The following is a 518-nucleotide window of genomic DNA, read 5'->3' as shown; positions in this document are numbered from 1 at the left end:
GGCTTTAACAATCCAGTTTCATCAGCGATTACAATCATCGCCGTAGCTATCACAAGTCTAGTACTCGCCTTTATTATTGGTACACTTATTAAAAAATTCGATTTAATGCACTTACACATACCAATGCCTTGGCAAAAACATACTAAACACTCATAATACAAAAACAACTCCCAACCATGCGATTATTATCGTGGCTGGGAGTTATTTTTATATCTAGTTAACAATCAAGACATACATATAGTTTTACATATTTAGCGGACTTTTCTAATTTAATTCAAGTCCTAATATCCTGAACCAATTTTGTCCCCGTTTTCGTCATATTTAGTCACATAACCATCATCTGTATCAACAGTATATGAGCCGGCTAAATTACCGTCTTTATCATCATATGAGAATCCCCATTTACCGTCACTTGTTTTTTCAGGTTCTTTAAATGTATACGTATCTGTATCTAACTTTTCACCTTCGTAAGATTCTACTTTGTCGATGACATTATCACGTGTCACTTCTTCAGAATC

General features: G+C 34.4%; 1 protein-coding gene. It reads right to left on the bottom strand.

The window, feature by feature from the left end; genetic code table 11:
- Positions 1-281: 281 nt before the first annotated feature.
- Positions 282-518: hypothetical protein (locus AB840_RS15725; protein WP_048515741.1), on the bottom strand; the 237-nt coding region annotated here is incomplete at its 5' end.

Origin of the sequence: Megasphaera cerevisiae DSM 20462, from assembly GCF_001045675.1 — a bacterium.
Lineage (GTDB): Bacteria > Bacillota > Negativicutes > Veillonellales > Megasphaeraceae > Megasphaera > Megasphaera cerevisiae.
Note: the sequence above shows the minus strand (reverse complement) of the source record. Positions and strands in the feature narration are given on the sequence as shown.